This window comes from Streptomyces nymphaeiformis (assembly GCF_014203895.1).
Classification (GTDB): domain Bacteria; phylum Actinomycetota; class Actinomycetes; order Streptomycetales; family Streptomycetaceae; genus Streptomyces; species Streptomyces nymphaeiformis.
Map to the genome: position 1 here is coordinate 682,920 of NZ_JACHJY010000001.1, position 21,516 is coordinate 704,435.

21 protein-coding genes and 1 tRNA gene are annotated in these 21,516 nt (G+C 70.9%); 12 read left to right on the forward strand and 10 right to left on the reverse strand.

Features of this window, described 5'->3' with window-relative positions; genetic code table 11:
* The first annotated feature begins 15 nt into the window (after positions 1-15).
* On the forward strand, positions 16-441 hold the full coding sequence (locus GGE06_RS02985; RefSeq protein WP_184929952.1) for a peptidase inhibitor family I36 protein: 426 nt from the start codon (positions 16-18) through the stop codon (positions 439-441).
* On the opposite strand, the gene GGE06_RS02990 is transcribed toward GGE06_RS02985, so the two are convergent.
* Both GGE06_RS02990 and aceE read right to left on the reverse strand, forming a co-directional pair.
* Positions 422-1,201: a potassium channel family protein gene (locus GGE06_RS02990; RefSeq protein WP_376773492.1), complete on the reverse strand. Its 780-nt coding sequence runs from the start codon at positions 1,199-1,201 to the stop codon at positions 422-424. The two genes, GGE06_RS02985 and GGE06_RS02990, sit on opposite strands and share 20 nt — an antisense overlap.
* A gap of 124 nt (positions 1,202-1,325) precedes the next feature.
* Complete coding sequence (aceE, locus tag GGE06_RS02995; RefSeq protein ID WP_116161202.1) at positions 1,326-4,058, reverse strand: pyruvate dehydrogenase (acetyl-transferring), homodimeric type; 2,733 nt, start codon at positions 4,056-4,058, stop codon at positions 1,326-1,328.
* 473 nt (positions 4,059-4,531) lie between these two features.
* On the opposite strand from aceE, the gene GGE06_RS03000 reads away from it, so the two are divergent.
* The 6 genes from GGE06_RS03000 to GGE06_RS03025 all read left to right on the forward strand — a co-directional run bounded on the left by GGE06_RS03000 (position 4,532) and on the right by GGE06_RS03025 (position 8,982).
* Positions 4,532-4,954 carry a DUF3052 domain-containing protein gene (locus tag GGE06_RS03000; protein WP_116161203.1) on the forward strand — a complete coding sequence of 141 codons (423 nt, stop codon included), beginning with the start codon at positions 4,532-4,534 and terminating at the stop codon, positions 4,952-4,954.
* Between the two features lie 159 nt (positions 4,955-5,113).
* A complete protein-coding gene (locus tag GGE06_RS03005) occupies positions 5,114-5,572 on the forward strand; it encodes a peroxiredoxin (RefSeq protein WP_116161204.1) in 459 nt (152 codons plus the stop codon).
* 149 nt (positions 5,573-5,721) lie between these two features.
* A complete protein-coding gene (locus GGE06_RS03010; protein WP_030495317.1) occupies positions 5,722-6,297 on the forward strand; it encodes a TerD family protein in 576 nt (191 codons plus the stop codon).
* 82 nt (positions 6,298-6,379) lie between these two features.
* Complete coding sequence (locus GGE06_RS03015; RefSeq protein WP_041129058.1) at positions 6,380-6,955, forward strand: TerD family protein; 576 nt, start codon at positions 6,380-6,382, stop codon at positions 6,953-6,955.
* A 28-nt stretch (positions 6,956-6,983) separates the two neighbouring features.
* Positions 6,984-8,126 (forward strand): DUF475 domain-containing protein, encoded by a 1,143-nt coding sequence (locus tag GGE06_RS03020; RefSeq protein WP_116161205.1) that lies wholly within the window; start codon positions 6,984-6,986, stop codon positions 8,124-8,126.
* A 118-nt stretch (positions 8,127-8,244) separates the two neighbouring features.
* Positions 8,245-8,982 carry a TerD family protein gene (locus GGE06_RS03025; RefSeq protein WP_116161206.1) on the forward strand — a complete coding sequence of 246 codons (738 nt, stop codon included), beginning with the start codon at positions 8,245-8,247 and terminating at the stop codon, positions 8,980-8,982.
* 21 nt (positions 8,983-9,003) lie between these two features.
* Here GGE06_RS03025 and GGE06_RS03030 read toward each other — a convergent pair whose 3' ends face one another.
* Positions 9,004-9,912 carry a TerD family protein gene (locus GGE06_RS03030; RefSeq protein WP_184930171.1) on the reverse strand — a complete coding sequence of 303 codons (909 nt, stop codon included), beginning with the start codon at positions 9,910-9,912 and terminating at the stop codon, positions 9,004-9,006.
* 176 nt (positions 9,913-10,088) lie between these two features.
* Here GGE06_RS03030 and GGE06_RS03035 point away from each other — a divergent pair, with 176 nt between their 5' ends.
* The 3 genes from GGE06_RS03035 to GGE06_RS03045 are packed head-to-tail and all read left to right on the forward strand — an operon-like array spanning position 10,089 to position 14,875.
* A complete protein-coding gene (locus GGE06_RS03035) occupies positions 10,089-11,273 on the forward strand; it encodes an HpcH/HpaI aldolase/citrate lyase family protein (RefSeq protein WP_184929953.1) in 1,185 nt (394 codons plus the stop codon).
* A gap of 18 nt (positions 11,274-11,291) precedes the next feature.
* Positions 11,292-14,027, forward strand: a complete 2,736-nt coding sequence (locus tag GGE06_RS03040) for a phosphoribosyltransferase (protein ID WP_184929954.1) — start codon at positions 11,292-11,294, stop codon at positions 14,025-14,027.
* Positions 14,024-14,875 carry an HAD family hydrolase gene (locus GGE06_RS03045; RefSeq protein WP_312883015.1) on the forward strand — a complete coding sequence of 284 codons (852 nt, stop codon included), beginning with the start codon at positions 14,024-14,026 and terminating at the stop codon, positions 14,873-14,875. Before GGE06_RS03040 ends, GGE06_RS03045 begins: the two co-directional genes overlap by 4 nt.
* Here GGE06_RS03045 and GGE06_RS03050 read toward each other — a convergent pair.
* The 3 genes from GGE06_RS03050 to GGE06_RS03060 all read right to left on the reverse strand — a co-directional run bounded on the left by GGE06_RS03050 (position 14,872) and on the right by GGE06_RS03060 (position 17,267).
* On the reverse strand, positions 14,872-15,084 hold the full coding sequence (locus GGE06_RS03050) for an FmdB family zinc ribbon protein (protein ID WP_184929955.1): 213 nt from the start codon (positions 15,082-15,084) through the stop codon (positions 14,872-14,874). The genes GGE06_RS03045 and GGE06_RS03050 overlap by 4 nt on opposite strands.
* A gap of 85 nt (positions 15,085-15,169) precedes the next feature.
* Entirely contained in the window at positions 15,170-16,525 is a 1,356-nt protein-coding gene (locus GGE06_RS03055; protein WP_376773493.1) for an ATP-binding protein, read from the reverse strand.
* Positions 16,526-16,604: 79 nt separating this feature from the next.
* Entirely contained in the window at positions 16,605-17,267 is a 663-nt protein-coding gene (locus tag GGE06_RS03060; protein WP_312883016.1) for a DUF4097 family beta strand repeat-containing protein, read from the reverse strand.
* Positions 17,268-17,528: 261 nt separating this feature from the next.
* Here GGE06_RS03060 and GGE06_RS03065 point away from each other — a divergent pair.
* Both GGE06_RS03065 and GGE06_RS03070 read left to right on the forward strand, forming a co-directional pair.
* Positions 17,529-17,603 (forward strand) — tRNA-Val (locus GGE06_RS03065).
* 125 nt (positions 17,604-17,728) lie between these two features.
* Positions 17,729-18,367 (forward strand): hypothetical protein, encoded by a 639-nt coding sequence (locus GGE06_RS03070; RefSeq protein WP_184929957.1) that lies wholly within the window; start codon positions 17,729-17,731, stop codon positions 18,365-18,367.
* Here the strand turns inward: GGE06_RS03070 and GGE06_RS03075 are convergent.
* The 4 genes from GGE06_RS03075 to GGE06_RS03090 all read right to left on the reverse strand — a co-directional run bounded on the left by GGE06_RS03075 (position 18,345) and on the right by GGE06_RS03090 (position 21,508).
* Positions 18,345-19,496 (reverse strand): site-specific integrase, encoded by a 1,152-nt coding sequence (locus GGE06_RS03075; protein WP_184929958.1) that lies wholly within the window; start codon positions 19,494-19,496, stop codon positions 18,345-18,347. The two genes, GGE06_RS03070 and GGE06_RS03075, sit on opposite strands and share 23 nt — an antisense overlap.
* Entirely contained in the window at positions 19,496-19,684 is a 189-nt protein-coding gene (locus GGE06_RS03080; RefSeq protein WP_184929959.1) for a helix-turn-helix domain-containing protein, read from the reverse strand. Before GGE06_RS03080 ends, GGE06_RS03075 begins: the two co-directional genes overlap by 1 nt.
* Positions 19,681-21,078, reverse strand: a complete 1,398-nt coding sequence (gene repSA / locus GGE06_RS03085) for a replication initiator protein RepSA (RefSeq protein ID WP_184929960.1) — start codon at positions 21,076-21,078, stop codon at positions 19,681-19,683. The genes GGE06_RS03080 and repSA overlap by 4 nt, the downstream gene beginning before the upstream one ends.
* Positions 21,079-21,166: 88 nt before the next feature.
* Positions 21,167-21,508, reverse strand: coding sequence for a SpdD-like protein (locus GGE06_RS03090; RefSeq protein WP_184929961.1), 342 nt, complete (start codon positions 21,506-21,508; stop codon positions 21,167-21,169).
* Positions 21,509-21,516: the final 8 nt, after the last annotated feature.

Sequence of the window (21,516 nt, forward strand, 5' to 3'; positions counted from 1 at the left end):
CGGGGGTTCATCAGCATGGACAAGAAGAAAGTCCTCACCGGTACGGCCATCACGGCCCTCCTCCTGACCGCCCTGACGGCGGCACCGGCGTCCCCGGCGGCCTCGGCCTCCTCGGTAGCGGCGACAGCCGCACCGGCCGTCGCGCCGTCCGGGACCGTGCTCGGCGCTTGTGGGCCGGGGCGGCTCTGCCTCTGGCCCAAGTCCGACTTCAAGGGCAGGCCGTGGACGCACGAGCTGGCGACGACCGACATCGACAGCTGCGTCGCCCTGCCGCCGGGCACCTCGGCCCAGTCCCTCGCGAACCGCACGGGCCGACCGGTCACCACGTACCAGTCGGCCGAGTGCGCGGAGACGGGGGAGTTCGAGACGTACCCGGGGCGGGGGACCTGGGTGCCGCAGACGGCCTACGAGGTCAGAGCGTTCAAGCTGTGGGAGCGGTAGGCGAGGGGACCTCCTGGGGTTCGCTCGGTCCCGGAGGGGCGGAGAGCCGGGCCACCTCGGCGCGGAGCTCCCGGACCTCCAGGGTGAGCGCCTCCAGGAGCTCCGTCTGCCGGCGCTCCACGGCGTCGTCCCGGTCGAAGCGGGAGATGAACCAGGCCGCGATGTTCGCCGTGACGACACCGAGCAGGGCGATGCCGGAGAGCATCAGGCCCACCGCGAGGACCCGGCCGAGACCCGTGGTCGGGGCGTGGTCGCCGTAGCCGACGGTGGTCATCGTGGTGAACGACCACCACACCGCGTCCCCGAGCGTCTTGATGTTGCCGTTCGGGGCGTCCCGCTCCACGTGCAGCACGGCCAGCGAGCCGAACATCATCAGCCCGACCACCGCTCCCGCCACATACGTGGTGAGCGTTATCTGCGGGGCCATCCGGGCCCGCCGGCCCACGAGGAGGAGCGTGGAGACGACCCGCAGCAGCCGCAGCGGCTGCACCATCGGCAGTATCACCGCGAGCAGGTCGAGCAGATGGCCGCGCACGAAGCACCGGCGGTCCGGGGCGAGCGCGAGACGGACGAGGTAGTCGAGGGCGAAGGCGCCCCAGACGGTCCACTCGACGTGGGTGCACAGCCGGTGCACCCACGGATCGGCGCCGGGAGCCACGATCGGCACCGCGTAGGCGATGCCGAACGCGACGGCGAGCACAAGGAGCGGTGTCTGGGTGCGCTCTTCCCAGCGAACCTTCTTGACGGGCATGACCGGCATCGTAAGGAATGCCGAAGGGCGGCGGGACCGAGTCCCACCGCCCTCACCAGCCCAAACGAGCCACGGGTGCCACCGAGGCGACCACCGGCTGCCGGCAGGTGTCGGCAGGTGCCGGCAGGTGGTGTCAGGCGTCGCCGCCCGCCGCGCCCGGGTCGGCGGCCGCCACGTCGAGCAGCTGGTAGCGGTCCACGGCCTGCTTCAGGGCCGAGCGCTCGACCTTGCCCTCGCGGGCGAGCTCGGTCAGCACGGCGAGCACGATCGACTGCGCGTCGATGTGGAAGTAGCGGCGGGCCGCACCGCGCGTGTCCGCGAAGCCGAAGCCGTCCGCGCCCAGCGAGGTGTACCGTCCGGGCACCCAGCGGGAGATCTGGTCCGGCACCGACCGCATCCAGTCCGAGACCGCGACGAACGGGCCCTGGGCGCCCTGGAGCTTGCGCGTCACGTACGGGACGCGCTGCTCCTCGTCCGGGTGGAGCAGGTTGTGCTCCTCGACGGCCACGGCCTCGCGGCGCAGCTCGGTCCAGGAGGTCGCGGACCAGACGTCGGCCTTGACGTTCCACTCCTCGGCGAGGATCCGCTGCGCCTCGATCGCCCACGGCACGGCGACGCCCGAGGCCATGATCTGCGCCGGGATCGTGCCCGCCTCGCCGGCCTTCAGGCGGTGGATGCCCTGGAGGATGCCGTCGACGTCCACGTTCTCGGGCTCGGCCGGGTGCTGGATCGGCTCGTTGTAGACCGTCAGGTAGTAGAAGACGTCCTCGGACTCGGGGCCGTACATCCGCCGCAGACCGTCCTTGACGATGTGCGCGATCTCGAAGCCGTACGCCGGGTCGTAGGCGATGCAGGCCGGGTTGGTGGAGGCGAGGAGGTGGGAGTGGCCGTCCGCGTGCTGGAGGCCCTCGCCGGTCAGCGTCGTCCGGCCGGCGGTGGCGCCGAGCACGAAGCCGCGGGCCAGCTGGTCGGACATCTGCCAGAACTGGTCGCCGGTCCGCTGGAAGCCGAACATCGAGTAGAAGACGTACACCGGGATCAGCGGCTCGCCGTGCGTGGCGTACGCGGAGCCGGCGGCGATCAGCGAGGCCGTGCAGCCGGCCTCGGAGATGCCGTCGTGCAGCATCTGGCCGGTCGGCGACTCCTTGTACGCGAGGAGGAGTTCGCGGTCCACCGCCTCGTACTGCTGGCCCAGCGGGTTGTAGATCTTGGCGCTCGGGAAGAACGCGTCCATGCCGAAGGTGCGGTACTCGTCGGGGGCGATCAGCACGAAGCGCTTGCCGATCTCCTTGTCCCGCATGAGGTCCTTCAGGATGCGGACGAAGGCCATCGTGGTGGCGATCGACTGCTGACCGGAGCCCTTCTTGGCGGCGGCGTAGGTCTTGTCGTCGGGGAGGGGCAGCGGCTTCGCCCGCACGACCCGGGTCGGGACGTACCCGCCCAGCGCCTTGCGGCGGTCGTGCATGTACTGGATCTCCTCGGAGTTCCGGCCCGGGTGGTAGTACGGCGGGAGGCCGTCCTCCAGCTGCCGGTCCGTCACCGGGATGTGCAGCCGGTCGCGGAAGCGCTTGAGGTCGTCGACCGTCAGCTTCTTCATCTGGTGGGTCGCGTTGCGGCCCTCGAAGTTCGGGCCCAGCGTCCAGCCCTTGACGGTCTGGGCGAGGATCACGGTCGGCTGGCCCGCGTGGGCCTTCGCCGCCGCGTAGGCCGCGTAGATCTTCTTGTGGTCGTGGCCGCCGCGGCCGAGGTGCAGGACCTGCTGGTCCGTCATGCCCTCGACCATGGCCCGCAGCCGGTGGTCGTCGCCGAAGAAGTGGTCCCGGATGTAGCCGCCGGTCTCCGTGGCGTACGTCTGGAACTGGCCGTCCGGGGTGGTGTTCAGCTTGTTGACCAGGATGCCGTCGCGGTCCTGCGCGAGCAGCGGGTCCCAGGAGCGGTCCCAGATCAGCTTGATGACGTTCCAGCCGTTGCCCCGGAAGATCGACTCCAGCTCCTGGATGATCTTGCCGTTGCCGCGGACCGGGCCGTCGAGCCGCTGGAGGTTGCAGTTGACGACGAAGGTGAGGTTGTCCAGACCCTCGCGGGCGGCGATGGACAGCTGGCCGAGCGACTCGACCTCGTCCATCTCGCCGTCGCCGAGGAACGCCCAGACGTGCGACGCGGAGGTGTCGGCGATGCCGCGCGCCTCCATGTACCGGTTCATCCGCGCCTGGTAGATCGCGCCGAGCGGGCCGAGGCCCATCGACACGGTCGGGAACTCCCAGAAGTCCGGCATCAGCCGCGGGTGCGGGTACGACGAAAGACCGTTCGGGAACTTCGACCTCTCCTGGCGGAAGGCGTCGAGCTGGGTCTCGTTCAGCCGGTCGAGGAGGTACGCGCGGGCGTAGATGCCGGGGGAGGCGTGCCCCTGGAAGAAGATCTGGTCGCCGCCGTCGCCCTCGTCCTTGCCGCGGAAGAAGTGGTTGAAGCCGACGTCGTACAGGGAGGCGGAGGAGGCGAAGGTCGCGATGTGACCGCCGACGCCGATGCCCGGGCGCTGGGCGCGCGAGACCATCACGGCCGCGTTCCACCGGGTGGCGTTGAGGACCTTGCGCTCGATCTCCTCGTTGCCGGGGAAGAACGGCTCGTCCCTGGTGGCGATGGTGTTGACGTAGTCCGTGCTGCGCATCTCGGGCACGGCCACGCGCTTCTCGCGGGCCCGCTCGATCAGGCGGAGCATGAGGTAGCGGGCCCGCTCACGGCCCCGCTCGTCGACGGCCGCGTCGAGGGAGTCGAGCCATTCCTGGGTCTCTTCCGGGTCGAAATCCGGGACCTGGCTGGGAAGGCCGCCAATGATGATCGGGTTGCGATCGGATCCGGGAGCCACGCTCTTCCTTCGCTGTTCGGTGGTGCCCACGGGGCCACGGAGTGGTCGGGATGTCCATCGTGTACCCCGCCGACGCCAGACGTCACATTTACCGGGGGGTAACCCCCGGGGGGTGCCCAGGGCCTGTCTCGGGGCCTGTCTTTCGGGTGTCTCCGGCGGTCCGGGTGCGGTCGGGTAGCGGTCTGGTGCGGTCAAATCGCAACCTTACGCTCAACCCGCGCATGCGTTTCGTCCGGGCGTTCGGCAGACTGAAACCGCAGAAGTCCGTAAACCGGGACGAACCATGTGTGCCTGATCACGGAGGAGGGACCGGCGGTGCCGGAAGTTGCGGCGAGACGGCCCCAAACGTCACCGTTTCGGCGGTCTCGGCGGCCGGGTACTTGCGCGATCCGCCCCGGCACGTGTGGACTACGGCCAGCGCCGCGCGCATACGCGTGGCCCACAGCATTTTCCGAATGAGCAGGAGGCAAGCCGTGAGCGCGACCGCGGACCACGCGGAGGAGCGGACCAACCCGGCAGCGAGGCTGGGGTTCGAGCCCGGACAGGTGGTCCAGGAGATCGGCTACGACGACGACGTCGACCAGGATCTCCGTGAAGGCATCGAGTCCGTGATCGGACAGGACCTCGTGGACGAGGACTACGACGACGTCGCCGACGCCGTCGTGCTCTGGTTCCGTGACGAGGACGGCGACCTCACCGACGCCCTGGTGGACTCCATCGGTCTTCTGGAGGACGGCGGCAACATCTGGCTGCTGACCCCGAAGACCGGCCGCGACGGTTACATCGAGCCGTCCGACATCAACGATGCCGCGCAGACAGCGGGTCTCTCCCAGACCAAGAGCATCAGCGTCGCCAAGGACTGGTCGGGCACCCGCCTGGCCGCCCCCAAGCGCTGATCACCACGCTGCGAGAAGCCCCCGCCGGTCCCCCGGCGGGGGCTTTCGTGCGCAGGCCGTAGGGTGGGATCCACCCGGGTTCACCGATACGGCCCAAGGCGATACGGCCCAAGGCGACACGGCCGAGGCCCGGGCTCCGTCGGAAGGGACGCGTACGCGATGGCGATCGAGGTCGGCACCAAGGCCCCGGAGTTCGAGCTCAAGGACAACCACGGCCGGACCGTGCGGCTCTCCGACTTCCGCGGCGAGCAGAACGTGGTGCTGCTCTTCTACCCGTTCGCCTTCACCGGCGTCTGCACCGGCGAACTCCGCGAGCTGCGCGACAACCTGCCGGCGTTCGTCAACGACGACACCCGGCTCCTCGCCGTCTCCAACGACTCCATCCACACCCTCCGCGTCTTCGGCGACCAGGAGGACCTGGAGTTCCCGCTGCTCTCCGACTTCTGGCCGCACGGCGAGGTCTCCCGGGCGTACGGCGTCTTCGACGAGGAGAAGGGCTGCGCGGTCCGCGGCACCTTCGTCATCGACAAGGAGGGCATCGTCCGCTGGACCGTCGTGAACGCCCTGTCGGACGCCCGTGACCTCGGCGACTACCTCAAGGCCCTCGACGCCCTCTGAGCGCCTTGGGAGCGAAACGGGGCCGACACCCTCGGAATCACCGGGCGAATCGACTGTTTCGACCGGGAACCCGTCACTAGGATCCAGTCGTTGATCCGATGCCAACGCACGACTGGGGGCGCTGCCCCTGGAAACCTATGGAGGGACTCGTGGGAGTCAGCCTCAGCAAGGGCGGCAACGTCTCGCTGACCAAGGAGGCCCCTGGCCTCACCGCCGTGACCGTCGGTCTGGGCTGGGACGTCCGCACCACCACCGGTACGGACTTCGACCTCGACGCCAGCGCCATCCTGGTGAGCGAGGCCGGCAAGGTCCGCAACGACCAGGACTTCGTCTTCTTCAACAACCTGAAGAGCGCCGACGGCTCGGTCGAGCACACCGGTGACAACCTCACCGGTGAGGGCGAGGGCGACGACGAGCAGGTCAAGGTCAACCTGGCCGGCGTGCCGGCCGACGTGGCCAAGATCGTCTTCCCGGTCTCGATCTACGACGCCGAGAACCGCCAGCAGTCCTTCGGCCAGGTGCGCAACGCGTTCATCCGCGTCGTGAACCAGGCCGGCGGCGCCGAGATCGCCCGGTACGACCTCTCCGAGGACGCCTCGACCGAGACCGCCATGGTCTTCGGCGAGCTGTACCGCCACGGTGCGGAGTGGAAGTTCCGCGCCGTCGGCCAGGGGTACGCCTCGGGTCTGCGCGGCATCGCGCAGGACTTCGGCGTCAACGTCTGAGTCGAACCGTTCGAACCGTCCGGCGCCGCACCTCCCGTGCGGCGCCGGACGTGCCTCATCGCCACCGGGGAGGAACCGAATCATGGGCGTCACGCTCGCCAAGGGAGGCAACGTCTCCCTCTCCAAAGCCGCACCCAACCTGACCCAGGTCCTCGTGGGGCTCGGCTGGGACGCGCGCTCCACCACCGGAGCCCCCTTCGACCTCGACGCCAGCGCCCTGCTGTGCCAGGCCGGCCGGGTGCTCGGGGACGAGTACTTCGTCTTCTACAACCAGCTCCGCAGCCCCGAGGGCTCCGTCGAACACACCGGCGACAACCTCACCGGCGAGGGTGACGGGGACGACGAGTCCCTCATCGTGGACCTCACCAAGGTGCCGGCCCACTGCGACAAGATCGTCTTCCCGGTGTCGATCCACGACGCCGACAACCGCGGTCAGAGCTTCGGCCAGGTCAGCAACGCCTTCATCCGCGTCGTCAACCAGCTCGACGGCCAGGAGCTCGCCCGCTACGACCTCTCGGAGGACGCCTCCACCGAGACCGCGATGATCTTCGGCGAGCTCTACCGCTACAACGGCGAATGGAAGTTCCGTGCGGTGGGACAGGGGTACGCGTCCGGGCTTCGGGGCATCGCTCTAGACTTCGGGGTCAACGTTTCGTAAAGCCTGTAATTTCACGATGGGGTAGACAGTGATTCTGAAAACCTTCGGCTGGTCGTTCGCGATCACTGTGATCGGCCTGGCCGTGGCGGTGCTCTACGGGGGGTGGGAGGCGTTCGGGATCGTCGCGATCCTCTGCGTCCTCGAGATCTCCCTGTCGTTCGACAACGCGGTGGTCAACGCCGGAATCCTGAAGAAGATGAATGCCTTCTGGCAGAAGATCTTCCTCACGATCGGCGTCATCATCGCCGTCTTCGGCATGCGCCTCGTCTTCCCCGTCGTGATCGTCGCGATCAGCGCGAAGATCGGCCCCATCGAAGCCGTCGATCTCGCGCTGAACGACGCCGACCGCTATCAGCAGCTGGTCACCGACGCGCACCCGTCGATCGCGGCCTTCGGTGGCATGTTCCTGCTGATGATCTTCCTCGACTTCATCTTCGAGGAGCGCGACATCCAGTGGCTGCGCTGGATCGAGCGCCCGCTGGCCAAGCTCGGCAAGGTCGACATGCTGTCGGTCTGCATCGCCCTCGTCGTCCTGCTCATCACCTCGATGACCTTCGCGACCCACGCCCACCAGCACGGCGGCGCGCACGTCGACAAGGCGCAGACGGTCCTGATCTCCGGCATCGCCGGCCTCATCACGTACCTCGTCGTCGGCGGTCTCTCCGGCTACTTCGAGAACAAGCTGGAGGAGGAAGAGGAAGCCGAGCAGGAGGCCGAGGAAGAGGCCAAGCGCACGGGCAAGAAGGTCAGCGTCGTCCAGCTCGCCGGCAAGGCCGCCTTCTTCATGTTCCTCTACCTCGAGGTCCTCGACGCCTCCTTCTCCTTCGACGGTGTCATCGGCGCCTTCGCCATCACCAACGACATCGTCCTGATGGCGCTCGGCCTGGGCGTCGGCGCCATGTACGTCCGTTCGCTGACGGTCTACCTGGTCCGCCAGGGCACCCTCGACGACTACGTCTACCTGGAGCACGGCGCCCACTACGCGATCGGCGCCCTGGCCGTGGTCCTCATGATCACCATCCAGTACGAGATCCCCGAGATCGTCACCGGCGGCATCGGCGTCGCGCTCATCGGCTGGTCCTTCTGGTCCTCCGTCCGCCGCAACAAGCGGCTCGCGGCGGCCGAGGGCGGCTCCGCGAACGACAAGACCGAGGTGCCGTCCGGGGTGTGACACCCCCGGCAGCGAGGAATGCTTCATTGCGGGGCGGCCGGTGCATCCGGCCGCCCCGCAGGCATGTGCGCGGCGCCGACGGCCGCGGTGTTGACGACCAGTGGGGGGTGAAGGCGACATGGCCTTCTGGGACAACCTGTTTCCGGGGAGGGCGGCGCAGTTCGACTCGGGCAGCGCCGCGTCGAACGCGATCGATCTGACGAAACGGCGCCCGACCGTCTCGCTCACGCAGCAGGGCGCCGCCACCGGCAACCTCCGGGTGAACCTCTCCTGGCGGATGCGCACCTCCGACATCGAGGGCCGCTCCCGCCAGAGCGGACGGCTGCTGCGGAACCCCGCGCAGCTCTTCAAGCCCGAGGTCGTCCAGGCCCACACCCAGGGCATGGTCAACGTCGACCTCGACCTGGGCTGCCTCTACGAGCTCGCCGACGGCAGCAAGGGGGTCGTGCAGCCGCTCGGCGGCTTCTTCGGCGACCTGAACGCCGCCCCGTACGTGAAGCTGAGCGGAGACGACCGCTTCGGCGGCTCCTCGGGCGAGACGATCTTCGTCAACCTGGACCACCGGGACGACTTCAAGCGGCTGCTGTTCTTCGCGTACATCTACGACCAGACGCCGGCCTTCGACCGTACGCACGCCAAGGTCACGCTCTACCCGAGCAACGGCCCCCGGATCGAGATCGAGCTCGACGAGCGCGCCCCGCAGGCCCGCTCCTGCGCCGTCTTCTCCATGGAGAACGTCAAGGGCGAGCTGACCGTCCGCCGCGAGGTCCGGTTCGTGTACGGCTTCCAGGCCGAACTGGACCGGCTGTACGGCTGGGGACTCCAGTGGGGCCGCGGCTACAAGACGAAGGCGTGAGCCCTGCCCCGGCCCCCGGCGTCACTGCTGGATGAACTGGGGCCCCATCGGCGGCATGCGGAACTCCGGCGCCGGGTTCTGCTCGGCGGCGGCCACCGGCTGCGGGTAGCCGTACGAGGGGGCCGGGGCGTTCACGGGCTGCTGGGGGTAGCCGTACGCCGGGGCGGGCGCGTTCACCGGCTGCTGCGGGTAGCCGTAGGCGGGCGCGCGGTCCGGCATGGGCGGCACGGTCGGCTGCGGCGGCACCGGGGTGTGGACCACGGTCCGGTCGAGGTCGGGGTCGTGGGAGCCGGTGGCGGGAGAACCGGTGACCGCCCCGGCCTCGGGGAAGACCGGGCCCTGTGCGTCCTGGGCGGCGTCCTGCGCCGCTGCGGCGTCCTCGTCGACCGAGATGCCGAAGTCCGTGGCGAGGCCGACGAGACCCGTCGGGTAGCCCTGACCCACCGCGCGGAACTTCCAGCCGTCCCCGCGCCGGTACAGCTCGCCGCAGATGACCGCCGTCTCCTCGCCGGTCTCCGCCGTCACGTCGAACAGGGCCAGCGGCTTGCGCTCCGCCCCGGCCACCGCGTCGTACAGCAGGATCCGCAGGTCGGAGACGGACCGGAAGGTGCCGCCGTCGGAGGAGGCCGCGATCACCACCCGGTCGACGGACACGTCGAGCCCGGCGAGATCGGCCTCCACGGTGTCCGTCAGGCCCTCGGCGACCCGCTTCTTCGGCAGCCGCCGCACCAGGCCCGAGGGGTGGCGCGGCTGGTTGTAGAAGACGAAGTCCTCGTCGGACCGCACGCGCCCGGACGGCCCGAGGAGCAGGGCGGAGGCATCCACGTCGGGGACCCCGGGGCCCGGGGTCCAGCGGAGCACGGCCCGTACGGCCGCGGTGTCGAGAGGGACGTTGGAGCCCTTCAGCATCGCGTGCGTCATGACCGCAATCCTGCCCTCCCGCCCGACCCGCGGACAACGCGGGGGCACCACCGATACCGGAACGGTGTGACGGATGCCGTCGAGTTACCTGAATTTCATGCACCGAGGGAACTGAGGACACCCATACATACGTACTATTACCGGCCACATGTCATCAGGGCCGGAGAGGCAGACGGGGGACTCACATGCGTCATTTCGGGCACATCCCGGCCGCCGTACAGGCCAGGCTGTTCCACCGGGAGCCGGCCGAGTTCACGGCCGACTCGCCCGCCGGCACGCTCGCCGTGGCCCTGGGCGCCACGCTCTACAGCCCCGCCACCCGCCCCCGGCTGGCCGACGCCGTACGCAAGCAGGCCCGGCGCGGAGTGGTCTCCATGGTGCTCTGCCTGGAGGATTCCATCAGCGACGCCGAGGTCGGGGCGGGCGAGGCCAATCTCGTCCAGACCTTCGCCGACCTCGCCGCCGGGACCGTGACGGACGCCGACACCGCCACGGACCTGCCCCTGCTCTTCATCCGGGTCCGCGAACCGCGCCAGATCACCGACCTCGTCGACCGCCTCGGTGCGACCGTCGCCCTGCTGTCCGGATTCGTACTCCCCAAGTTCACCGAGACCCGCGGCCGCGCCTTCCTCGAAGCGCTCACCCAGGCCGAGCGGACGAGCGGCAGGCGCCTCTTCGCCATGCCCGTCCTCGAGTCCCCCGAGCTCCTCCACCTGGAGACCCGGGCCGAGACCCTCGCCGGGATCGCCTCGATCACCGACAAGCACCGCGACCGCGTCCTCGCCCTCCGCCTCGGCGTCACGGACTTCTGCTCCGCCTACGGGCTGCGCCGCTCGCCCGACATGACCGCGTACGACATCAAGATCGTCGCGAACGTCATCGCCGACGTCGTCAACGTCCTCGGCCGCTCCGACGGCACCGGCTTCACCGTCACCGGACCCGTCTGGGAGTACTTCCGGCAGGGCGAGCGCATGTTCAAGCCGCAGCTGCGCCGCAGCCCCTTCCTCGAAGGCCGCGCCGAGGACCTGCGCACCGCCCTCATCGAGCACGACCTCGACGGCCTGCTCCGCGAGATCGAACTCGACCGGGCCAACGGCCTGCTCGGCAAGACCTGCATCCACCCCACCCACGTGGTGCCGGTGCACGCACTCTCCGTCGTCAGCCACGAGGAGTGGAGCGACGCCCAGGACATCCTGCGGCCCGAGCGGGACGGCGGCGGAGTCCTCCGCTCCGCCTACACGAACAAGATGAACGAGGTGAAGCCGCATCGCGCGTGGGCCGAGCGCATCCTCCTGCGCGCCGAGGTCTTCGGCGTCGCCAAGGAGGACGTCGGCTTCGTGGATCTGCTCACCGCCGGCCTGGCCGGCTGACGAAGGGACGTCGACGACGTGGTGTGGACCGGAACGTGGGTCGCGGAGCGACTGGGCGTCGAACTGATCGGCGACGAGGAGCTGCCGGCCCTGTTGGGCCTCGCACTGCGCCGCAACCCCAAGCGGGCGCACCTGCTGGTATCCAGCGTGCTCGGCAAGCACGTGCCGCAGCGCCCGGCCGTCGTGTACGGCTCCGGCCTCGCGCTCGGCCGGCGCGTCCGCGAGCTCCTCGGCGACGAGGAGGCCGCCCGGTCCGTCGTCCTCGGCTACGCGGAGACCGCCACCGCCCTCGGACACGCCGTCGCCGACGGCCTCGGCCTCGCCCCGTACCTCCACTCCACCCGCCGTCCGGTGGCCGGCGTCGCCCGCGCCGGCGGCTTCGAGGAGTCCCACTCCCACGCCACCTCGCACCTCCTGCTGCCCGAGGACCCCAAGCTCCTCGCGGGCGACGGGCCGCTCGTCCTCGTCGACGACGAGTTCTCGACGGGCAACACGGTCCTCAACACCATCCGCGCCCTGCACGAGCGCTACCCGCGCGACCGGTACGTCGTCGTGGCCCTCGTCGACATGCGCTCCGCCGCCGACCTCGGCCGCCTGGACGCCTTCGCGACGGAGATCGGCGCCCGCGTCGACCTGATCGCCGGCGCCGCCGGCACGGTCCGCCTCCCGGACGGCGTCCTGGAGAAGGGCCAGGCCCTGGTGGCGGAACACGAGCGCGCGACCCCGGTGCCGCACCCCCGCGCACCGCGGGAGGCACCCGTACGGGTGGAACTCGACTGGCCCGCAGGACTCCCCGACGGCGGCCGCCACGGCTTCACGCCCGACCACCGGGACCACCTGGAGGAGGCCCTGCCGGGGATGGCGGGGAGACTGGCGGAGGCGCTGGGGGGCCGGCCCGACGCCCAGGGACAGACCGAGGAAACGACCGCGGCGCGGGGCGGGGCCGCGCAGGGCGGGGCCGAGCAGGGCCTGCAGCGTCCTGCCGCGCAGGGCGGGGCCGAGCAGGGCCTGCAGCGTCCTGCCGCGCAGGGCGGGGCCCAGCAGCCCGAGCAGCCCCTGAACCGCCGCGCCGAGCAGGCCGGCCAGGCCTCGGCCCGTCCTGCCGAGCGGGGCGGGGCCCAGCAGGCCGAGCAGCCCGAGCAGGCCCCGGACCGTCCCGCCACGCCGCCTGCAGGGCTCCGGCCCCGGCCCCGGATCCTCGTCCTCGGCTTCGAGGAGCTGATGTACGCGCCGCTGCGCCTCGGCACCGCCCTGGAGGACGCCGGTCACGACGTCCGCTACTCCACCACCACCCGCTCGCCCGTCCTCGCCGTCGACGACCCCGGCTACGCCATCCGCACCCGGCTCGCCTTCCCCGCCCACGACGACCCCGCCGACGGACCCGGCGAGCGCTACGCGTACAACGTCGCGGGCGCGGGCTTCGACGCCGTCGTCCTCGTCGTCGACTCCGCCGCCGACACCCCGGCCCTGCACGCCCAGGACGGCCTGCTCGCCCAGCTCGCCGCGCACATCCCGCGCGTCGTGCTCGCGGTGATCCCGTCCTACACGCCCACGGTCACCCCCACGGTCACCCCCACGGACTCCGTCACCGAAGCTCCCGAAAGGAGCTCCATGCTGCCCGAGCCCCTCCGCGGCCCCGCCTTCTCCTCGTACGCACCCGAAGAGGTCGGCTGGCTGCTCCAGGACCTCTCGGACGTCGAACTCGAGGCCCCCACCGAGGAACGGGAGGAGGCCATCCAGAGCGGCGGCGCGCACTACGCCGAGTCGCTCCCCGTCGAGTACCAGCCCAGCGAGCGCTACCAGGAGCTCTTCCAGGCCGCTCTGGAGAGCTCCGCCGCCCGGATGGCGCGCGCCGTCGGCACGGTCACGGAGACCGTCCTCGCCGAGCGCTCCGCCCGCCCGGTCCTGGTCTCCCTCGCGCGGGCCGGCACCCCGGTCGGCGTCCTCATGCGCCGCTGGGCGCAGGCCCGCCACGGCCTCGACCTCCCGCACTACGCCGTCTCCATCGTGCGCGGCCGCGGCATCGACGCCAACGCGCTGCGCTGGCTCGCCGCCCACCACGACCCGGCCGACGTCGTGTTCGTCGACGGCTGGACCGGCAAGGGCGCCATCACCCGCGAACTCGCGGAGGCGATCAAGGAGTTCGAGGGCTTCGACCCGGAGATCGCGGTCCTCGCCGACCCCGGCTCCTGCGTCCGCACGTACGGCACCCGCGAGGACTTCCTCATCCCCTCCGCGTGCCTCAACTCCACGGTCTCCGGACTGATATCGCGTACGGTCCTCCGCTCCGACCTCGTCGGACCGAACGACTTCCACGGCGCCAAGTTCTACCGCGAACTGGCCGAGGCCGACGTCTCCGTGGCCTTCCTCGACGCGGTCGCGGCCCGCTTCGACGAGGTCGCGGCGAGCGTCGACACGGACGTCAAGGAGCTCCTGGCCGCCGACCGCACCCCCACCTGGGAGGGCTGGGCGGCCGTCGAGCGGATCAGCGAGGAGTACGGCATCCACGACGTCAACCTGGTCAAGCCGGGCGTCGGCGAGACCACCCGCGTCCTGCTCCGCCGCGTCCCCTGGAAGATCCTCGCCAAGCGGGGCGCCGAGGCCGACCTCGCGCACGTCCGGCTGCTCGCGGAGCAGCGCGGCGTACCGGTCGAGGTCGTCGACGAACTCCCGTACAGCTGCGTGGGACTGATCCACCCCCAGTACACGAGAGGCGCGACAGGCGCGGACGGAAAGGCGGTGGTGTCCCAGTGAGTACGTCCACGAGCACGAGCACGTCCACGAGCACGTCCAGGGGCAAGACCCTGGTCGCGAGCGACCTCGACCGCACCCTCATCTACTCGACCGCGGCCCTCGCCCTCGGCATGCCGGACGCCCAGGCGCCCCGGCTGCTGTGCGTCGAGGTCCACGAGTCCAAGCCGCTCTCGTACATGACCGAGGACGCGGCCGAACTCCTGGCGCGGCTGACCGCCGAGACCGTCTTCGTCCCCACGACGACGCGGACGCGCAAGCAGTACCAGCGCATCCAGCTCCCGGGCACCGCACCGGCGTACGCGATCTGCGCCAACGGCGGGCACATCCTCGTGGACGGCGTCTCCGACCGCGACTGGCACGAGTCCGTGCTGCGCAGGCTGGGCGACGAGTGCGCCCCGCTCTCCGAGATCCGCGCCTACCTCACCGCCACGACGGACCTGTCCTGGGTGCGCAAGCACCGGGTGGCGGAGGACCTCTTCGCGTACCTCGTCGTCGAGCGGGAGCGGCTCCCCGAGGACTGGCTGGACCGCTTCGGCGGCTGGGCGGGCGAGCGCGGCTGGACCGTGTCGCTCCAGGGCCGCAAGGTGTACGCCGTACCGAAGCCGCTCACCAAGAGCGCGGCCGTCCGCGAGGTCGCCCGCCGCACGGGCGCGACGCTCACCCTGGCGGCCGGGGACTCCCTCCTCGACGCCGACCTGTTGCTCGCCGCGGACCGGGCCTGGCGCCCGGGCCACGGCGAGCTCGCCGACAGCGACTGGACGGCACCCCACCTCGACGTCCTCGCGGAGCGAGGGGTGGCGGCGGGGGAGGAGATCCTGCGCCGCTTCAGGGCGGCGGCAGCTTCCTAGCCGCAGCAGCCCCCACCGCAGCAACCACCGCCGCCACCGCCTTGCGCGGGGGCGGCGGAGTTGCTTCCGCCGACGGCGACGGCCGACAGCAGCTTCACGGTGTCGTCGTGCCCGGCGGGGCAGGAGGCGGGAGCGGAGGACTCGGCCATGGGACGGCTGAGCTCGAAGGTGTCACCACAGGTGCGGCAGCGGTATTCGTAACGAGGCATGGGAACAGGCTAGCGGCGGGGAGAGCGGGGGAGCAGGGGCGGCGCGGAGCCGACCGGCCGCGGGAACCGCCCGGGCCGACCGCCCTCAGTGCCCGGCGCCCCGCTCCTCCCGGATGAGGCCGACGACATGGGCGGCCGAGGCGCGGACGGCCTCCAGCTCGGTCAGGAAGTGCCAGTAGTCCGGGTGGCGGCCCTCAAGGGAGCCGATGGCCCGGTCGAGCCGGCCGACGGCCTCGTCCAGGGGCCGGGCGTGGCGCGGGTCGGGCGTGTTCCGCCCGGCCATCGCGAGCCGCTGGGCGTCCCGTACCGCGAACCGCGTGCGGTCGATCTCCGCCGTGGGGTCCTTCGCGACGGCGTCCAGGCGGCGCAGCCGGTCCCCGGCGGCGGAGACGGCCTCGTCGGTCGAGTCGAGGAGCGCGCGGGCCGTGGAGAGCAGCGAGGTCGCGTCGGGCCAGCGCTGCTCGGCCCGTGCGTTCCCGGCCTCGGCGAGCCGCTCCCCGGCCTGCCGGAGGCTCGCGACGGCCTGCTCGGGCACGTGCTGGAGGTCCTGCCAGCAGGCGGCGGAGTACCGCCGGCGCAGCTCGGAGAGGACGGGCTCGACGCCTCCGGCGCGGGTGGTGAGGGCCTCGGCACGGGTACGCAGCGACACGAGGCGCTTGTCGATCTCGGCGGCCCGCTCGGGCAGTCGCCCGGCCTCGGCCCGTACGGCCTCGGCGTCCCGCAGCACCCGGTCGGCGCGCTGGAGCGTCTCGGCGACGCCGTGGCGCCCCGCGCCCTCGTTGAGGCGGGTCAGCTCGGGCCCGAGCGCGGCGAGCCGAGCGGCGAGGTCATCGGCGCGCAGCCCACGCTCCCGTACGGCATCCAGGGCACCGCTCGCGCCCCGCAGCGCCTGCCGGGCCCGCTCGACGGCGGGCGCGAGCCGGGCGAGCTGGGTCTCGGCGCGCCCGAGGAGCGGAGCGAGACCTTCCTCGAACCGATCCAACTCGCCCTTGACGCGATCGAGCTCCTCCTTGGCCCGGGTCAACTCGGAGCGGGCGCGCGAGGCGGTGGCGGCATCCAACTCGTCCCGGTCGAGATCATGCGCATCGACGGCACCGATGTACACATGACTGACCTCGTCGATCCGCCGCCCGAGCGCCTCGAACCCGTCGACGGCGCGACGCGCCTCGGGGGAGCTGTCCACGGCGGTGATCGTCTCGATGGAGATGCGGAGCCCGCGCTGGGCGGTGTCGAGCTCGTAGAAGGAGGCCGCGGCGGCGTCCTTGGCGGCCTGGGCCTCGGCCCGCTGCCCCTCCCCGCGCCCACCGAACCAGCGGCGGGTCCCGCCGCCCGCGAAAGCCTGCGGAAGGAGTGCGCCCACGAGCAGGGGCAACGCGAGCGCCAGCCGGAACGCGGAGGAACCCCTGGGCGCCGATGTGCCCCTAGCGTCGCTCTCCGCCACCTACTGCTCCCCGTGCTGTGTCCGCCGTGCCCGGTCAGGCTTCATTCTCCCACCCGGTAATGACGAACACACGGCCGTATCAGTTCACCGTACGAACGACGACATCCCCGTTGTCGCTGCGAAGACTCACGACGTGCCCACTGCCGTCACGACGCGGTACATCGACACGTACGTCACCGTTCCCACTGTCGGCGGAGGCGGTGTACTCGGCCTTCGGCAGGGCCACGGTGACGTCCCCGTTGTCGGTGACGACGTCGACCTTGCGGGGAACGGCACCGAGGGCGATGTCGACGTCCCCGTTGCTGCCCCGCACGGAGACCTCGGCCGAGGTCACGGACCCCTCGACATCCACATCCCCGTTCTCGCTCCCGAGATCGAGCACCCCACTGATGTTCCGCACCCGCACGTCCCCGTTGTCGGAGCGCACCTTGAGAGGCGTGGTGAACCCCTCGGCGGTCACGTCCCCGTTGTCGTCGTCGACGGTGACGGCGACCCCGCGGGGCACCTGGATCCGGTGCACGGCCGAACAGCTGGCCGCGACGGCATCGCAGTCCACCCGCAGGGTGAGCCGCCCGTCGACCAGCTTCCAGCTGGCCTCGGGCCCGGACCCCATGAACACCCACCCGTCGACCTGCCGCTCCACCCGCACGCCGTCGACATCGGCGGGCGTGATCACAAGCCGCGAGTCGTCCGAGTCGACGGTGAGCGCGTCCCCACCGAACGCGAACGTCTTCCGCTCCACCGGCGCATCCTCGGGCTCGGCCGCACACCCCGCGAGTGCGAGCACGACGACACAGGAAACGAGCAGCGCACGGGACGTGCGGCGTACGGCCATGACGACGAAACCCCCAGAAGCGACACCTAAGATCCCCCCGAACCTAGAACCCCACCACCCCCCACCACGATCCGGCGACCCACCGCCCCGGGGGTGGGGCTACCCCCCCGGACCCCCATCCATTTGCGGCACCCACCCACCGGCCATGTAGGCTGTTGCCTCCTCCACGGGTGCGTAGCTCAGGGGTAGAGCGCTGCTCTTACAAAGCAGATGTCGGCGGTTCGAAACCGTCCGCGCCCACCAGTGCAAAGGCCCCCAGTCGATCTTGACTGGGGGCCTTTGACATCTACATCTGACATCAACGTCCATGGTCACCGGGGCCCTGGTCCCCGGGGAGCGCGGGCTGCGGTGCCGTCGAAGGGGGAACGGTGGAGGACGTTTTCGACACGACCGGGAGACCGCCGAAAGGCTGGATGCACGCCATCTTCCACGGAGGTCCGTACGGGGAGGACGTGGGCCGCTGCATTCCTGGCCCTCCCGCGCCGGAAACCCTCGCGGTGCCGCTGGCCGGGGGCGGTGTCCACACGTACCGCCTGTGGACGGTGGGCTCGTGGTCCGATCCGGAAGATCCCATAGCCGTCTACAACCCTGACGGACCCCCTGTACCGCCACCTCTCCTGACCGGCCAGGAGAAGGAGTGGCTCCGGGACAGGCATCAGAAGGAGGGACTCGGACCGCTCAAGCTTGTCGCGCTGGCCACCAGCGGACGGCTGGTCCGTGACCCCGACGCCCCCACCATCGAGGCGATGCTTGCCGAGCTGCGGCATAGGGAGCACCTGCTTCTCCAGCGGCTGACTGGCCACGATGAGGGCGACTGGTACATCCAAGTCCTGCTCGATGAGGACGACACCTACAAGGTGGTTGACCAAGCGGGTACGGCAGCTGAGCGCGAGGGGGCGCGGTCGACTTCCCAGACAGCAGTCCGTGATGCCGTCCTCCGCTGGGCAGCCGATCAGTCGAGCTGGCGAACTGCACTTGAAGGACCTAAGCCCGGGGACGGCTCCTGAGCAGCCGATCCATGTGGCTCACGGCCTCACGCTGTGTGTCCTGGACGACGTGGGTGTAGACGTTCATGGTCACGGCGATCTGGCTGTGCCCGAGGATCTCCATCACGACGCGGGGCGGAACGCCGACGGCGGTGAGGAGCGTCGCCGTACCGTGCCGGGCGTCGTGAAGCCGGACGACGCGGAGGTCGGCGTTCTTCGCGACGCGGGTGAACGAGCGGTAGAGGTTGCGCGGCTCGATGGGCTGGCCGGTGCGAGTGGTGAAGACGTACCCGGTTTCGGTCCAGTTCTCCCCAGCACGCTCGCGGGCAGCGGCCTGCTTGAGGCGCTGCCACCGAAGCGGCGCGACGCAGATCGCGGGGAGCGGAAGCGTCTGCTTGCGCCGGCGTCCCTTGGGATCGTCCTCGTACACCTCCCCGGCGACCCGCTGACGCTGAGTCCTGACTCGGATCTCCCGCTTGTCGAGGTCGACGTTCTCCCAGCGGAGGCCGACGACCTCACCGCGGCGGAAGCCGAGGGCGATCGCGAGCACGAAGGCGGCGTACAGCGGGTCCTTCCGGCCGGCGGCGAGGAAGTCGAGCGTCTCGTCGAGCGACCAGGGGGAGAGCTCCCGGGCGGCGACGGTCGGCGGCTCGACGAGCGTGGCGACGTTCCGGGTCACCAGCTCCTCACGGCAGGCCGCGGTGAGGGCGGTGCGCAGCACGCGGTGCGACTCCTTGGCCGTGGCAGCGCTGGTCTTCTTCTCCACCTGGACGAGGAAGCGGCGGACGTCGGCCACGCTCAGGGACTCCAGCCGCTTGGAGCCGATCAGCGGGACGAGGTAGAGCCGGACGTGCACCTCGTACTTGGCGGCGGTGGTCTTCTTGCGGCGAGGCTTGACGATGTTGTCGAGCCAGTACGGCAGCCACTCGGAGAGCTTCATCGAACGGGTCGGGACGGGAATGCCGTTGTCGACCTTGTCGAGGAGCGCGCGGCGCTTGGCGTCGCACTCGGCCCAGGTCTTGCCGTACGCGAACTTGCGGGCCCGCGTGCCGTCGGGCTGGAGGACGTAGACGGCGGCCTGATAGCGGCCGTCGGACCGCTGGGTGATGGTGCCGGCTCCGTTGGGATTGCGCTTGCGCTGGGCGCCCATCAGGCAGCCTCCTCGATCTGGTTGTCGATGAAGTCCCGGACGGCGTCGGCGGGAACGCGGCGCGACCGGCCGATGGTGAGGGAGACCAGACGGCGGGATCGGATGAGGTCGTAGACGGTGGAGCGACCGAGCTTGAGTCGTGCCATGACCTCCGGCACGGTCAGCAGCTCAGCGGTGGCGGTGGTCATGCTGCGACTCCTTCCAGGGCGAGTTGGTCGCGTAGGGCTTCACGGGCGGTCTCGCGGTTGATCTGGATGTCCCGGGCGATGGATGCGGCGAGGGCGGCCTCACCGGGGGAGTGGCCCTGACCGGCGTAGGCCCAGGAGGTGAGGACGAGGACGGTGTCCGGGGCGATGTCATCCAGGCCGCGAGCGGTCCGTTCCTGAGCGGCGCGGTACTCGGCCCGGGTCTCACGGAGTTCGGTGAGGGTGGTCGAGTACTGCCGGGACTTGGTGGAGAAGTGACCGCGGAAGCCGAGCATGTGGGCCCAGGCGAGGAGCCGGCGGTCGGGGTAGAGCGGGTCGAGGTCGAAGCAGGCTTCGACGAGACGACGGGTGTGGTCGGGGACGCCGAGGAGGACCAGGGCCTCACGGTTGCCGATGCGACGGTCGAGGCTGCCGGTGGTCTCGGCGGCCTTGGTGGCGTACTTGGCAATGTAGGAGGCGACGGCCTGTTCGGTGATGTCGGAGCCGTTGCCGAAGGCTCTGACAGGCCGGATGTCGAGCTGGGTGCCCCAGCGGAGGCGGCGTAACGGCTGATCGCCGGCGGCGGGGACGGCGACGGTTGTGTACGCGTGGATGGCGGCGGCGCGGATGGCGTCGGCGAGGCGTTCGGTGGTCGCCCATGACGGCGGAGGGGAGTCGGGACCGTCGGGGCCGTCGATGCGGACAACGGCGTGGAAGTGGACGGCGCCCCGCTTCTGGAACTCGGCGACCTTCCCGTACGAGATCCGGGCGACCTCCTTCAGATCCCTCTGCGAGAGGCCGGCTACGGCGGCGACCTCCCGACGGAGTCGAGTCGTGAACCGCTGCCAGAGCTGCCCGGCGTGGTTGTTGAAGAGGACGGCGGCGGCGTAGTCGTACGACTCGGGGTCGAGCGGCGTGCCGAGGGCGGCGTCGTTCTCGGCGTGGCGGACCCCGCAGCGACAGGGCCGGGTGCCGGGGCGGTTGTGGACCGGCCCGAAGGACGGGGCGGTGAGGGTGAGGAAGACGCGGGGGTGATCGCGGACGGCGGCGGGGATGTCCCGGGCGCTGTCTCCGGCGAGGCCGGCGCGGATGAGGTGGTACGTGTCGCCCGCGTACGTCCACGCGCAGGCGGGGCAGCGGGAGGCCCGGCGGTTGCCGCAGGCGATGCGGAGCCGGGCGCCCGGTTCGGTGTCGGTGGAGTAGCGGTGGAGGGTCTCGCCGGTGGTCTTGTCCCGGGTGAGAGTCCAGCCGGTGAGGTGGATGGGGTGGGAGCAGCCGCCGGTGCGGTGGATCTGCTCCTTCCAGCGGTCGAAGCCGGGGGACCCGGCCACCCGGAGCATGTCGCCCAGGGTGACGGCGTCGAACCCCGCCGCCGAGGCGGCTGGGACGGTCATCATGGAGTGCTTCCTTCTAGTTCTGAGAGCTGGGTAGGAGCGGGGCTTCCGGGCGGCGGAGACTTGGCGGTTGAGCCGCCCGGAGGCCCGACTAGCGGCGCCGCTGCTGGCCGTTGAGGAGCGAGCGCAGGACGACGGCGCACACGGCGACCGAGACGGCGGTGACGGCGACGGCGAGGAGCATGGAGACCAAGACCGTGCCGACGACCAGGACGGCTCCGGCGCCGCCAGCGACCACGACCGCCAGGCCAGCCGGTGTGAGGCGCAGAGTCGAGGACGGCGCCGGGACCGGAACAGGGGCCGGGGCGTGGTGGTGGCTGCAGACCGCCATATCGGCCGTGTGGCGGGGCGTGATGTCGGCGGCGGTCGGCTGGATGAGCGGAGCGACGAGGCCGGTCGGGAGCGGGTTGACCGGGATGCGCGGCTGGAACATAACGGTTC

Excerpts from the sequence above, each read along its gene's own strand:
- GGE06_RS02985 (WP_184929952.1), top strand. The coding sequence starts at position 16 with ATGGACAAGAAGAAAGTCCTCACCGGTACGGCCATCACGGCCCTCCTC.
- GGE06_RS02990 (WP_376773492.1), bottom strand. The coding sequence starts at position 1,201 with ATGCCGGTCATGCCCGTCAAGAAGGTTCGCTGGGAAGAGCGCACCCAG.
- GGE06_RS03005 (WP_116161204.1), top strand. The coding sequence starts at position 5,114 with ATGGCGATCGAGGTCGGCACCAAGGCCCCGGAGTTCGAGCTCAAGGAC.
- GGE06_RS03015 (WP_041129058.1), top strand. The coding sequence starts at position 6,380 with ATGGGCGTCACGCTCGCCAAGGGAGGCAACGTCTCCCTCTCCAAAGCC.
- GGE06_RS03025 (WP_116161206.1), top strand. The coding sequence starts at position 8,245 with ATGGCCTTCTGGGACAACCTGTTTCCGGGGAGGGCGGCGCAGTTCGAC.
- GGE06_RS03035 (WP_184929953.1), top strand. The coding sequence starts at position 10,089 with ATGCGTCATTTCGGGCACATCCCGGCCGCCGTACAGGCCAGGCTGTTC.
- GGE06_RS03050 (WP_184929955.1), bottom strand. The coding sequence starts at position 15,084 with ATGCCTCGTTACGAATACCGCTGCCGCACCTGTGGTGACACCTTCGAG.
- GGE06_RS03075 (WP_184929958.1), bottom strand. The coding sequence starts at position 19,496 with ATGGGCGCCCAGCGCAAGCGCAATCCCAACGGAGCCGGCACCATCACC.
- GGE06_RS03080 (WP_184929959.1), bottom strand. The coding sequence starts at position 19,684 with ATGACCACCGCCACCGCTGAGCTGCTGACCGTGCCGGAGGTCATGGCA.
- repSA (WP_184929960.1), bottom strand. The coding sequence starts at position 21,078 with ATGATGACCGTCCCAGCCGCCTCGGCGGCGGGGTTCGACGCCGTCACC.
- GGE06_RS03090 (WP_184929961.1), bottom strand. The coding sequence starts at position 21,508 with ATGTTCCAGCCGCGCATCCCGGTCAACCCGCTCCCGACCGGCCTCGTC.